This is a genomic window from Brucella sp. 22210 (assembly GCF_052045675.1).
GTDB lineage: Bacteria > Pseudomonadota > Alphaproteobacteria > Rhizobiales > Rhizobiaceae > Brucella.
Genome location: NZ_JBQEPD010000053.1, coordinates 1 through 13,597 on the forward strand (window position 1 = coordinate 1; position 13,597 = coordinate 13,597).

Here is a 13,597-nt window from a genome sequence, read left to right on the forward strand (position 1 = left end):
CCGGGAATTAGAATTTTCCGGCTCTTATGCCAATGGCGGGCTGATGACGCCATCGGGATTATGCAAGGCAATCGGCACGTTATATCCGATTGCCGAGTGAGGACGATCCTCATTATAGTGTCGACGCCAATTCTCCAACTTTTCGCGCGCATCTTCAAGCGTTAAGAACCAGTGTGCGTTCAGGCACTCGGCGCGAAGCTTACTGTTGAAGGCTTCGATGAACCCGTTATCCCTCGGCTTTCCGGGTCGGGAGAAGTCCAGTGTGACCTTGTTGGCATAGGCCCACAGATCGAGGTCACGCGAAACAAACTCACTTCCATTATCAACCCTTATTGTCTTCGGATAGCCAGCACGACGACACACTTTCTCAAGTGTCTGAACGACATCCTCACCACGATAACTGAAGCGCGGATCGGTTGCCGGCGAGTAGCGTGAATGCGTATCGACAATAGTCAGAATCCGGAGTTTCTTTCCTGTTGCCAGCTGATCATGCACAAAGTCCATCGCCCAAACATCATTCGGCCCGATCGCTTGTTGACGATCCTCACGCAGCTTGGCCTTGACACGACGTTTCGGATGTTTATTCCTGAGCTGAAGTCCTAACTCATTGTATATTCGACGTGTTTTCTTCATGTTGATGGTCCAGCCTTCGCGACGAAGCAGGACGTGTACGCGACGGTAACCCTATCGCACACGGGTTTCACAAATCTCTTTGATCCGCTTCTCAACAGCGGCCTGCACGGTGCGGCGGGACTTGTAATTGATAGTCGATCTTTCGAAGCTTAGTGCTGCACAAGCCCGTCGGATCGATATTCCCCAATCAACAAGCATTCCCGCCACCAGATCACGTTTCCGCGCAGGCCTTAAAGTTTTCGGCGGATCACATCCTGCAACATCTCCCGATCAAGCGTGAGGTCTGCAACAATCCTCTTCAGCCGCGTATTTTCCTCTTCCAAGGCGCGCAGCCGCCGTATCTCATCAGGCAGCAGACCTGCATACTTTTTCTTCCAGTTGAAATAAGTTGCCTGGCTGATCCCGCTCTTGCGACAGATTTCCGCTACCGGAACGCCGTCATCTCCCTGCTTGAGAATAAACACCTTCTGAGCGTCCGAAAACTTCGATGCTTTCATGCCTTCCACTCCTTCTCCCAGCCAGGAAAATAGCGCGGAAAACTCTCATTATAAACGGTCCAGTTTTAAGGGAGCAGAGCACACACAACAGTGCGGTCCGAACGACCCTTGTTATCTAACTTCTATTACGCATCTGTTAAAACGCTTGCATAGCGCAAGCTGCGGCGTTCATAATAACGGCGAGCGATTTTCCGTTCCCGCATCTTGATCTTCATCGATTGTAAGTGATCGGATTGAATCATAATCTGCTGAAATCCCTCGACTCTCATTGAAACAGGCTCTAAGGGGTTCAATGATTTATAGTTTAAATTAGACATCAGTTTAGCAAGTATATAGTGCCGTTCAATTCACATAAATTCAGCTTTTCAGCGATGAACCCCCATCAAAATGGACCAAAATTGGAAACAATAAGATCTGCGTGAGCGTGCGACATTATAAATCAGAACTGGAGCGAGTGATGGGAGTTTTAATGCCTCTTTGAACCAAGGACGATAATATCGTAATTGTACTTCTCTTTAAAAAAATTATCATGATTTAAATATAATTAGTAAACTAGGTAAATTCAAATGACATTGACTGACAGACTGTACTCTCTGGGAGCGGCCCACGCGTCAAAACCATCCTGGCCCCATGGCACTGTGGCTGCTGCTTTTATGTTTGACTTTAGAGCATATGGCTTTTCTCGGGAATATAATTTTTTAAGAGCTGTCTACCCCAACTATGTCGATATATTTGAAGAGAATGTCGGGGGACGTCTTGCTTACCTGGGCGAGAACGATAAGTTAATCCTTATTTGCTATTCGGCGTTGGACGGATTCCTTGGAGATACTTATAGGGGTATGACAGAGGAAATTCAGTGCTCTTTTATAGCCAAGAAATTACGTTATCTAGGTCTGAGCAATATTGGTGTTATAAAGCTTCACGCTTCTTATATTGGGTACAGCAAATTCCTCGATGTTCTTAGAGAGCAGCTCATATTAAACGGAATTAATTTTTCTTATTTGAGTGGGCCAAAGGCTAATTACACGCATACTCCGTTTAATAGGAATTTTGTCTCAAATACTCTATTGGATATATTTGATTTCCCAAAAACACAAGATCAATACAAAATACTGCAGGGAAATCTTACAAAGAGTTTTGTTGGTACCCGTTATCAAGGAAACGATGATCCCGATAGCCCCGGGTTTGTGATTACACGCTTGTGAGGGGCCGTTCCAAAGTATGAGTGATTCATCCTGTTATAATTCAGTGGATTGTATCGATAGAGATCGATTGCTCTGAACTGAAAATCACCCAACGACCTGTGAGCGGTATGGCTGCGTTATGCAACGATGTGACGGGGAAAGTGGCATTGATGCTTTCCCCAAAGTGGTTTGGCCGTCCGCGCACAACATATATTCGAGGGGGCGCTATGTAGGTGGATAGGCGGGTTTCCGGGCAGGAATACAAGCCTTGCTGCGGGCGCATAATTTAGCGAATCCTGATTTTTTTGTAGTCAGCATAGGGGAAATACTATGAGTTGGATTGATAAATTATATGATCTGGGGTCCTCCCCCACGTCAAAGCCATATTGGCCGCATGGGAAAATGAAAGCCGTATTAATGTATGATTACAAAAAATATCGTAAAATGGAGGAATATAACATCCTCAAAACGCTTTATTCAGATTATGTCGACTTCTTCGATGAAGATATCGCTACGGACTGTCTTTCAAAATTAACGTGCAACGACAAGCTGGTACTTATTGGAGAGGGGGGTCCCTTTGGTTTCAAAGGGCAGTCCTACCGTTTGGCGGAGCTGGACGGGCCGCAGTATCTATATATAGCAAAGAAATTGTATATTTTAGGATTGAGAAATATAGGCGTTATTCAGCTCAATGCTTCTTTTACTGGTTATGGTCGTTTTATCCACGATCTTAAAGAGGGTTTAAAAATATTCGGGATAAACTTTTCCTATCTATGCGGACCTACAGCTTCATATAATTACTCTGAGAATGGCAAAGGGTTCGTTACGGTAAAACTTGCAAACGTGTTAACGGTGCCGAAGATAAACCAATATACGATCCTGAAAGGGAATGTCTCAAAAAGCTTTGCTGGCACTCGCTATCAAGGAAATGATGATACAGGCTTTACGATCGAGCATTTCTGAAAAAGTGTGAAACGCCATAGCACCGTGTATCAGGATGCATAATCGTTCGGTATCTCTCCCCAGCCATAATCCGAACGCGGCGGATTAGCCAGGCGGGGCACCTCGAACCTCACTATTGCGATTTGATCATGCCACGCGCCGCATTGATTTGCGCTGACATATGATGTGGCCGGGCCGGTTCCGGGATATAGAGCAGGTCGTTGCCTACATTGCTGGACGAGGCGGCGCTGTAGGTCTGTCGCCGATATTGAAGCTTTGGGAGTTCATACTCTCAAAGCTGTGATACTTGTGGTATCCATAACGGCCACTACCGCGTATCGAAGCAAAACCTCGCGGCATAAGACCCGTCTTTAACGACCATGTTAAGGAGATGTCTTGAGATTGAGGTAGACGAGGCGGATGGAGATACTGGGGCCCACGAACGCCAATGTCGGTGACGGGCCGAAGAGGAAGCTTGCGATAGTCAATTCGGTTGGAGTTGAGGGCGCAACAGTAACAGAAGTTGCGCTACGTCACGATGTATCGCGGCAGCAGATTTATATGTGGCGTAGCGAATGGAAGAGGAAGAGGCTTCTGCCTCCCTCGCCGGAGCCCTTGTTTCTCCCCGTTGACATGGCTGCCACTCCGCTCCGCCTGCCTCGTGACAAGGCTACCTGATTTTAAAATTGTGCCCCAGTAGTTGGGAGTTGAGTAACGAGGCATGTTGTTTCTATAGTGCCTCTGGCTGGCTGATTTCAGACTGACCTCCTACCACTTTCTGATCAGCAGGTTTGAGTGTTTCCACAAACTGCCCCGCTTTGGCGGGGCCTTTTTGTGTGTCCGGCTGAATGACACTTTTTTCGGAATGCGATTCCTGATTCTCTTACTTCGGTTTGGCTTTGGGAGGTAAATATGATGTCTATTGGTCTTCTTTGAAAAGTGACCTTTGTTGAAGGATGCCTTATGAGCCTGGGAGGATATTGAAATGCCAGCGACAGGAGCAGGATAAGCAATCGATCCGGTGTATCGGTTCCCTGTGGAACACATAAGCCCGAAGAGATCGTCATGAAGCTTCGTGAGGTTGACGTTCTCAATGTGCAGGGAAAATCGATGGCGGAAGTAATCGGGTCAATAGGCGTTGACCTGTCACGGAACTTTCATCCAGCGGGGGCTGGAGCCACGGTTGTTTTTGTTACGCCAATAGGCCCGCTTGCGGCGATGGACCTGGCATAATCCGACGTTATCTCCACAATCAGCATAATCAACGGACCAGAACTCAACATTTAATGCCGATTTGACTGCTTTTTTGAGCTGGCCGGCCGATAGAGTGTTATCTGAATCGCAATGGCGTCGGAAGAAACCATGTGATTTCGTTTCCGACGCCCCATGATTGGGCTTTTTCCATATCTTTGCCTCATCCCCTCGCAACGATATCCAAATGGGTATCATCCCGTTTGGGAATGGTTCAATATCGGGGTAGCGATGTGCAAGTAACATCTGATGTCGCGATGTCTTCAGCACAATTTCGTGCAACAGTCGGGAAGCCCTCCTTATCAGTTTGTCTGAGAAGCACGCACCCAAAAGCCGCCATCCTGTTCCTTTTTCGTTTCGATGTGATTTTGAGACGCCAGCTTACGGATCCGCCATTTTACGAATGTGTCGGTGGCAAAACAGCCTTGGATTTCGGCCATAGCATGTCCAATAACCCTGTTTTGCTCCGTCCACTGTTCTTTCACCAGCTCTAAAATCTGGGCATCGTGAATATGAATAGGATGGGTTGTGAGCCGTTCGCCCAAAGCATGGCGAATCCCTTGATGTTGTCTGAGACGTTGCCAATCGGCGATTAAAAACTCACGCCTGTCTCGATCAATTATTTCGACATTATCCCATGCACTTTTGACTTTATCCACACCAAGGAGTGCGACGGCCGTTATCTCATGAGGCGTGTCGATCAGGCTTGAGTTTACGTTTAATTCATAAAGCGGTCTGATCTGATTGCGCAATGCGTAGACAGCTCTGCGCAATAGAAGCTGTTCGCCGGGATGTGTTCCATGCCAGATTACGATGGGCTTCGATGTGCGGGGCGTTTCAGGTTGCAGCTTGCGCGCTTCCATCAGGAGCTCTTCATTGAGTCCACAGGTTTTTTCCAGGTTCGTTAACGTTTCGGGATCAAAAACCTCTTGAAGGAATTGCGTTCGTTGCACTGCATTCGTATCGATATCTTCGAGCGGTCCATAGGTAAGATCATCATGGAATGCGAAGATTTGTTCGGGTGGAATGTCCAATTGTTGTTGAATGTTATCTGCAGCCGTTCCGGCCATGCAAATATGGAAAAAATCTCTGTAAGGCATCTGTAATACTCTAAAATATGACCCAACAAGCCTTTATATAGGCAAGCGCTAAGATGTTAGCTATATCGCCTGGCGTCAAGACAGTTCGTTGGGAGAAAATTCAATTGAGAGACGAGCACAAGATAAGGCCGCCTCAAAAAGGCGGCCACTATTATTTGAAGAGTGCTGGTTATTCGCTTTGAGCACAAATTTTTACGGGATCAATTTTGATGCTGGGGATATCGTCTTTTCCAGCCTGGATGACCACCGGAGCCCTGCCGGGGCAGTAAATAACAAGAGTTGCGTCTGAGCCAGGAGTTGTACCTGGGCCGAAATTGTCGGCATAGGCAGAATTTCCCGCTACGATGGAGGCCAAAATCAGAGAAGAAACGTATAGAAAGTTTTTCATAATTTATCTCCTTTCAGATGAAGTGCCAGGCAAACGCCTAACTCTATAACCGCAGATGGTCCGTCAACGGGCGGCCTTGATAATTCTGGGTAATGCGAATGAACAAGCGATGTGCAGCTTGCAGTCGGGCAGTATAAAGAAGTTTGTACTGTACGCATCTCCCAATTAGAGGAGGCTAAAAAATTAAGAAAACATGCCTACAACAAATTAGTGTTCGGATTGTATTATATGAACATTGAAATCGATATGTAATCCGCCTGTCAGGATGAGGCCCATGCTCCAGGGAATGGTGTAGCTTCGTTGATCATCGGGCTTTTCGGCCACGGCCGGGAACGGCATTGACCTATATAAAGTGTACTCCACGATCCCCCTGCGGGGCCGGATTTTCAAACCTTCAGCATGATCGATTGCATTGATGATTACCAGATATAAAACTATCTGAGCTCTACCATTGTGCCGTTGAGGAAAGGGACCGTGTATCCACCAACCGCAAAGAATGGCACCTCAGCCATGGCCTGTGGTGCAGAGATATCACCTTAAAATGATACTACTCTGGGCCAAGACAGCGCGAGCCGGGACATAGACCCAGAGTAGAGCGTTCGAGGATATTTCAAGGCGAACGCCGCCGACGTTGAACCACAATCGCTTGCTGACAGGCAAGCGCACTTTATTGGTAATAATTTCTAGTGAGTGCTTTTGCGTGAATCCAAGTCTGATAGCATTCAGGCAGCTTCCAGCATATCATACTGCACACCTCTATATAGCTCCCGCTTTTTGGGCAAATCATGATTTAATCCAATATGTTTGACTGGCATGGAGCGAATAATGCGTGTGCGAGCTGGCTTTTGGGATTTGGATGAGCGCTACGAACGGCTGAGTGCCGTCGGCAAGCCCTGGAAACGCTCAACAGCATTTCCTCGCGCAGGATCGCATGATACGGGATCGGTATCCCTTTCCCTGACTACACAGCCACGCCAGAACGTCGGAATCGACCCGCACCGTGGTTGAGATTTTCGTCGGCTTGTAGAACCGGCCTTGCACAGCATTTTTGAAAAATGTGTCTGTCAGGGCTGGATTGTCGCTATAATCAATCTCGCTGTCCGATTTGGCCGCAAGTTCTGCTTTCTGCTCCTGGCGTCGCCTCTCTGGTTTTTCAGCCTTTCTGTCCGAGATGATGCGGATGATTTCGACTGGCTTTCCGTCATCGTCGTCCTCACGGATTGTATGGGCTATCAGCAGCAGCAAATGCCCTTCGACCATACCGGGGGGCTGTCAGCGATATTCCCTATCCTGGATGCGATCCTGTTCGGTAAGGCGGAATGGATCAGCAAAGGCAGGGGTTAAATACTATGCTTCAATCTCAACGAAGGTATTGGGATTAATGGAAATCGGCACATTTTTTTTAACTGGTGCGTGGGGTTCGTCAATAGGGCCCGCCGGATTGGGGATCTTGGCCATCACTGTCACAGTACATAATGCTTCCCATTCTTGCGCGATGATGACCGGACGCGTGCTCGTGACATAGTCGGCGGTATCTACATGAGTGATCGTAATTGTAACTGTACCGGGAATTGTCGCTGCTGCAGTAACATAGCCGTTGGTGATAATAATCTTCTTTTCGTCGCCATGATGACAGACCTTATGGCCCTTAATGGTCGCATGGCCTGTACCTGTTACCTTATAAGGTGGAATTGGCGGAACAAAAACAATATCATCAAAATTTAAGGGGAACTGCAGATAAGCCCCATCTACAATAACTTTTCTCATAAAACCTCTTCACTAACTGATCGATGTCCCAAGCCTACCGCTTTTGATTCAGACACTGAGATTCATTCCTGAAATCCGAAATACCGTCATGCGCCGCCACATTTCATCGGCATTGGTTGCAGTCGAATTGATTGAAGGACTGCGGTGTGTTCGAAAGTAGGCATCGTCGATAAATTACGCATTTTATATGTTCGTGGTTGGATAGACCAGTTCCTCTTCGCCGCTGAAAAAGGTGCGTAGAATACCAAATAATTGGGTTTCATTTTGAAGTTTGTATTATAGGGTGCGCATATAAGTATTTTTCTAAACAAACAGGATGTATACGTAATAAGTCGTATCTTCGCGCAAATTTGATCATATTGCCAGTTCGAAAACGTTATGGGGCGCGTGGAAGAATATTAATCATCCAAAGCTGAATGGATATTGCATCTCGCTTATATTGAAGAATCGCCTCTTCTTCTATGCAATGGCCAGGAGTCCTTTTTGAAAATGGTTGATTGATGGTGCTCGTTGCGATTCAACTTTTTCAAGTGGACACGAGAAATCTGTGCCCAGATGGCCAACATTTGTAAGCAGCAAAAGCGCTGCCCGACAGATCTGACGAGGACGAGTAATTGCTAATTGAACCCGTGATGCCAGTTGCCAGGCGGCGCTTTCTGTTCGGTATCCTTCACAATATAGCAGTTATGGTTGACCGTGGAACATGCCGGGCGAGGCCAGCCCAACTGCCGCAGTCATCGATAGCCAGTCCGTCCAAGGTTCCGACCGCCAGGAACCTGGGCTTCGATGCCAATAAAAACATCTCGGAGCCCACGCATCATATCGCTGTAGATACGGACGGCAGCGCAGGCTCTATGCGATCAGAAAGCGTGAGCTTTGGATGAGGTCCCTATTTGCCCACGGCGCATATGATCGAGCCAGGCTTTTGGATAAAGGCCACTTTTCTTGACCTTGTCATTGAGGTTCCACGCTGTGTTGAGGGTGCACAGGGTTTCCGTGTTCCAGGGGCAGATGGTGCGGAAAAACTTCGGATGGATGGCACGATGGCGACGTCTTGTACGCGACTATGAGCAAACGCATCAACGTGCGGAAGCCACGAGCCTATCGCTCTCGGAGCCTTGCTTATCAGGCTTATTGCTCATTGAAGCCTTTCCCATTTGGTTGAAAAAGCATAACGGGCATAAAATATTTGCCCGTATTTCGATCGGTTCATTTTAAGGAACGAACAATTTACTAATTGCACAATTGGCGATCATGGGGCGATTGCGATTTATACGTTTATTATTGGCATTTCCCTTCTCTAATACAGCGACTTCTCCAATTGCGACCTGTTGCAGCGCAAGCAATATTGCACGGCGATTGTTAATCCCACGCATTAGACGGGATCAGAGGCCACATCACCGCGAAATTTTAAATCGAAAATTATCTGCAGTCAGGGCTTAAGCCATAGATTGTTAGATGAATGTTGACGCTGACACTCAATATTGTTTCATTTATAGAAACAGTCTGTTTCCATTTTGGCGACTATGCAAGCGTGCCCGCAATTATTAGGGAGAAGTTCTGAGGGAAAGCCAAATGCAACTATAAGGTGCATTGAAAATGATTGCAACACCAAAGTATCGAAAAAAAGGTCGCCGACATACGAAATAGTCATGTAAAAACAAGCTGTTATGGGGGGTGTTACAGAATAGCTAATTTTGTAACAGACGCTCTCTTTTTGCGAGAACTATCGTCGGGAGTCAAGCGATATTATTTTTGGGTTGTCGCGACCGGTTCATTTTTTCCCCTAGTTCGCTAAAAACTGTGACGCTAAGGACACCTTTTTTGTCGCGAGATGGTGGGGTGAAACCGTCGTCGTTGATTGTTCTTTGCGGAAGCCAAACCAGACCAGTTCGGCGAAACGACGCTCCTCTGCGTCTATTACCTCAGCATAAATTGCTGTTGTATTCCAATGGGAATGGCCAAGCCATCGCTGTACAAGGTTCATGGGAACGCCAGCTTGAAGAGCCGCCACCGCAAAGCCGTGGCGTAATCCTTTGGGCGAAGCGTGTGGCCCCGCAATGCCTGCTTGTGTCATCACCGATACAATGTGACGATAGGCAGTCATTCGGCTCCAATCCCACAATTGATCCTGATAGCCTTCTTTGAAACGCTGGCGCATTTCGTGCAGGCTCATCAGTTCCATCAATGATACATTTGATATCGGCACATGCCGGAAAGCGCCTTTTTTACGCTGTTTAAGGGTTTCAATATATACGCATTTTTGCACAAGATCTATGTGCTCTCGGCGAAGGTTTAGTGCCTCGGAAATCCGGCAACCCGTTTCCATCATAATCCGGCAGAAAATATAAACCTCGAGTTTGGCTTTTCTGGACTGTCCCAAAAAGCGCTCCCGCTCTTCCTGCGTAAGATATTTTCTATAACCTTTGTCATTGACCAGTAAAGATGTCACGATGCTCACTTCGCTTTGATTTTACTACTTGGATCTGCAAAAAGGCGATCCTGGCTTCCCCCTCTCTCGCTGTTACAAAATTAGCTATTCTGTAACAGGCGCTTTTTGTAACGAATGCGATCTTCGGCTTTCCCCGCAAGGTTGCAAAACTGGCGGGAAGCGTGATGTTGAATGGACGATTGACGGATGGCGGATGTGGGGCCGGGGCATATAAGCCACTGTCTTATATTCGTGTACAATCAGATATTCATATTGCGTTTGCTGGGCATATATATTGCGAAAGCGTTTTCAGAATTTGTTTTAAAGCGGTGTCCGACCGAATTTCAATGGGCACACCGGGGAGGGCTTTTGAACAGCCTCAAAGGTCCTCCCCGTTTATGTTTTCGCGCTTCGGCAAACCTGGCGCCCGAGAAACCCGGTGCAGTTGCACGGGAGGGCGATTGGGTATATCCGGGTTTTTACGGCGCGGATCCTATGAGCAGGGTCGGACACGGGAAATGCATCGGCAGCAAAGCTTTTCGATCCCGGCCTATGGTCTAAAGGATACTGGGGTCGTTGGCGCTATCCCGATTTTTTATCAAAAAGCGACAGATGTTGCTGTTCAAAGGCGCGCGCACCGATACCGTTATGGTCAGCCGCTTGCAGGAGGCTTTATCACAAGTGAGGATTCTTGCGGGCAGTTTCAGCCATCGAAAACAGCCTTTCTTACTCTTTCGAGCCAGCTCTTGATTGGGCTCCAGGCAATTCGATCACACATTTTGAATTCAGTTCTCGTTCAATGGCGCAAGCCCCTAGGGGATGAACATACGGCGCCAGTGTAAAACGACATTGGACAAAAGAGCGGACTTTCCAAAGAAAGGCCATAATACTAGCCGTTTAATGGCATAGATGTTCGAGTAGATCTGTTTTTAAAAGCTCTTCAGTCCGGTCAGGGACCGTCTGGTGCAATCACTGGCGACCACATTTGAACAAATGAATAATTATTGAGATATTGGAGAACGAGGTAAATGAATTTACTCACCAGGACCACAACGATGCAGCAGATACCGGAAGTGCGTCTGGCGACGTAGACAGCAACTGTATCTGGTCACCCTGGTGTAAAACGTCGTGCCGGACGTGCCCACCGCAGTTTCTCAAGCTAAGGCTGACGTTTATGATAGTTATTCGTCAGTGGCAATATCGGCTTCTATGGCAAAAAGCCGAACGAAGACCTGAATGCTGGTTTACCGGGGCTCCAGTGGGTCATCAAAAGATCTGCTGTGGCATTATCAAGGTCCTTATCTCACATGCGTTAGTTGACCTCCGGATGTGAAAACCCTTCATAAGGATCGTGGTATGGCCTTCCCTCGGAGGCTCCCGGCGTCTTCAAGACGCACTTGGCGACAAGCGTGTCTCAAGCCAGTGTAAAGGGAAAGCGGCGGGCACTTATCAGGCCGTAAGCGGCCCGCCGCTTTTGTCAGGCTTCCGGTTCTGATACTCCGTGTCAGGTCCGGTAAGGAGGAGGAGACAGAGTTTCGCCCCCCCCGCCCGCTGTCTCCTCCTTACTTCCAAATGTTCAGGATCTAAGCCCATGGGGCAATAGGTGTTTCGAAGGATCGCGAACAACGAATGTCTTGCCTGTATTCAACAGCGAAGCAGCATTCATTCTGGGAGCGTCAAGGGAAAGCTTCCAGCTTGTGGTTTTGCAGGGAAGTCGATTGCTCGAAGTGAAGCATTAGCACATATTGATCTATCGTTGCCCGCATTTTTCTATGGCTTTTGTTTCTTCCATCTACTTTCTTCTAGTCAGATGGCCCTCTCAAAAATCTCGCTTTGCAATTGGATTGTAGTTCATTCGTCGCATTGATTTGCAGAGACGACCGCGTGGAGAGTACGGACGCTATGCGCGCCACAATGAAGCGGACAGCTGGGTGGAGAAGTTGAGCCAACCGGTGCAGTGGTCCGGGATATTCGGCAAACCCCTAACGAAAATGCTAAAGCATTTGATGGCTCGAAAGAGGCGTCCACAATGATCCGTCATGATGATCAACGTGCCAATATTGCAGACACTTCCGGATGATCGACTAATTTCCAATGAAGGGTTGTCTTGCCTATATGCGCTTTCTTGAACGAGTTTCGATCTGAAGCGGTTCCGGTAAAACGGAATCGTGGAGGAAATGCCCTCATTGTATTTGCTCTGCTCCCTTAAAACTGGACCGTTTATAATGAGAGTTTTCCGCGCTATTTTCCTGGCTGGGAGAAGGAGTGGAAGGCATGAAAGCATCGAAGTTTTCGGACGCTCAGAAGGTGTTTATTCTCAAGCAGGGAGATGACGGCGTTCCGGTAGCGGAAATCTGTCGCAAGAGCGGGATCAGCCAGGCAACTTATTTCAACTGGAAGAAAAAGTATGCAGGTCTGCTGCCTGATGAGATACGGCGGCTGCGCGCCTTGGAAGAGGAAAATACGCGGCTGAAGAGGATTGTTGCAGACCTCACGCTTGATCGGGAGATGTTGCAGGATGTGATCCGCCGAAAACTTTAAGGCCTGCGCGGAAACGTGATCTGGTGGCGGGAATGCTTGTTGATTGGGGAATATCGATCCGACGGGCTTGTGCAGCACTAAGCTTCGAAAGATCGACTATCAATTACAAGTCCCGCCGCACCGTGCAGGCCGCTGTTGAGAAGCGGATCAAAGAGATTTGTGAAACCCGTGTGCGATAGGGTTACCGTCGCGTACACGTCCTGCTTCGTCGCGAAGGCTGGACCATCAACATGAAGAAAACACGTCGAATATACAATGAGTTAGGACTTCAGCTCAGGAATAAACATCCGAAACGTCGTGTCAAGGCCAAGCTGCGTGAGGATCGTCAACAAGCGATCGGGCCGAATGATGTTTGGGCGATGGACTTTGTGCATGATCAGCTGGCAACAGGAAAGAAACTCCGGATTCTGACTATTGTCGATACGCATTCACGCTACTCGCCGGCAACCGATCCGCGCTTCAGTTATCGTGGTGAGGATGTCGTTCAGACACTTGAGAAAGTGTGTCGTCGTGCTGGCTATCCGAAGACAATAAGGGTTGATAATGGAAGTGAGTTTGTTTCGCGTGACCTCGATCTGTGGGCCTATGCCAACAAGGTCACACTGGACTTCTCCCGACCCGGAAAGCCGAGGGATAACGGGTTCATCGAAGCCTTCAACAGTAAGCTTCGCGCCGAGTGCCTGAACGCACACTGGTTCTTAACGCTTGAAGATGCGCGCGAAAAGTTGGAGAATTGGCGTCGACACTATAATGAGGATCGTCCTCACTCGGCAATCGGATATAACGTGCCGATTGCCTTGCATAATCCCGATGGCGTCATCAGCCCGCCATTGGCATAAGAGCCGGAAAATTCTAATTCCCGG

Annotated in this window: 10 protein-coding genes and 2 pseudogenes; 5 read left to right on the forward strand and 7 right to left on the reverse strand. The window is 48.0% G+C overall.

Annotated features, from left to right (window positions below):
• Window positions 1-24: 24 nt before the first annotated feature.
• Window positions 25-1,130 (reverse strand): annotated as a pseudogene (locus ACTJKP_RS24735) (IS3 family transposase).
• Window positions 1,131-1,696: 566 nt separating this feature from the next.
• Between ACTJKP_RS24735 and ACTJKP_RS24740 the strand changes: the two are divergent.
• From ACTJKP_RS24740 to ACTJKP_RS24750, 3 genes are all read left to right on the forward strand, one after another.
• Complete coding sequence (locus tag ACTJKP_RS24740; RefSeq protein WP_440632563.1) at window positions 1,697-2,335, forward strand: hypothetical protein; 639 nt, start codon at window positions 1,697-1,699, stop codon at window positions 2,333-2,335.
• A gap of 309 nt (window positions 2,336-2,644) precedes the next feature.
• Window positions 2,645-3,277 carry a hypothetical protein gene (locus ACTJKP_RS24745; RefSeq protein ID WP_440632564.1) on the forward strand — a complete coding sequence of 211 codons (633 nt, stop codon included), beginning with the start codon at window positions 2,645-2,647 and terminating at the stop codon, window positions 3,275-3,277.
• 399 nt (window positions 3,278-3,676) lie between these two features.
• On the forward strand, window positions 3,677-3,934 hold the full coding sequence (locus ACTJKP_RS24750) for a transposase (protein WP_440632565.1): 258 nt from the start codon (window positions 3,677-3,679) through the stop codon (window positions 3,932-3,934).
• Window positions 3,935-4,402: 468 nt separating this feature from the next.
• Here ACTJKP_RS24750 and ACTJKP_RS24755 read toward each other — a convergent pair whose 3' ends face one another.
• The 4 genes from ACTJKP_RS24755 to ACTJKP_RS24770 all read right to left on the reverse strand — a co-directional run bounded on the left by ACTJKP_RS24755 (window position 4,403) and on the right by ACTJKP_RS24770 (window position 7,036).
• The gene (locus ACTJKP_RS24755) at window positions 4,403-4,789 is read right to left on the reverse strand and encodes a hypothetical protein (RefSeq protein WP_440632571.1); all 387 of its coding nucleotides are present in this window, start codon (window positions 4,787-4,789) and stop codon (window positions 4,403-4,405) included.
• A 20-nt stretch (window positions 4,790-4,809) separates the two neighbouring features.
• A complete protein-coding gene (locus ACTJKP_RS24760; protein ID WP_440632566.1) occupies window positions 4,810-5,607 on the reverse strand; it encodes a DUF3658 domain-containing protein in 798 nt (265 codons plus the stop codon).
• 169 nt (window positions 5,608-5,776) lie between these two features.
• On the reverse strand, window positions 5,777-5,995 hold the full coding sequence (locus ACTJKP_RS24765; RefSeq protein ID WP_440632567.1) for a hypothetical protein: 219 nt from the start codon (window positions 5,993-5,995) through the stop codon (window positions 5,777-5,779).
• 903 nt (window positions 5,996-6,898) lie between these two features.
• The gene (locus ACTJKP_RS24770) at window positions 6,899-7,036 is read right to left on the reverse strand and encodes a BrnA antitoxin family protein (protein WP_440632570.1); all 138 of its coding nucleotides are present in this window, start codon (window positions 7,034-7,036) and stop codon (window positions 6,899-6,901) included.
• On the opposite strand from ACTJKP_RS24770, the gene ACTJKP_RS24775 reads away from it, so the two are divergent.
• Window positions 7,031-7,339, forward strand: a complete 309-nt coding sequence (locus ACTJKP_RS24775) for a hypothetical protein (RefSeq protein ID WP_440632572.1) — start codon at window positions 7,031-7,033, stop codon at window positions 7,337-7,339. The two genes, ACTJKP_RS24770 and ACTJKP_RS24775, sit on opposite strands and share 6 nt — an antisense overlap.
• Window positions 7,340-7,342: 3 nt before the next feature.
• Here ACTJKP_RS24775 and ACTJKP_RS24780 read toward each other — a convergent pair whose 3' ends face one another.
• Entirely contained in the window at window positions 7,343-7,762 is a 420-nt protein-coding gene (locus ACTJKP_RS24780) for a hypothetical protein (protein ID WP_440632568.1), read from the reverse strand.
• 1,786 nt (window positions 7,763-9,548) lie between these two features.
• The gene (locus ACTJKP_RS24785) at window positions 9,549-10,214 is read right to left on the reverse strand and encodes a tyrosine-type recombinase/integrase (RefSeq protein ID WP_440632569.1); all 666 of its coding nucleotides are present in this window, start codon (window positions 10,212-10,214) and stop codon (window positions 9,549-9,551) included.
• Window positions 10,215-12,467: 2,253 nt separating this feature from the next.
• Here ACTJKP_RS24785 and ACTJKP_RS24790 point away from each other — a divergent pair.
• A pseudogene (locus ACTJKP_RS24790) lies at window positions 12,468-13,573 on the forward strand (IS3 family transposase).
• The last annotated feature ends 24 nt before the right edge of the window (window positions 13,574-13,597 follow it).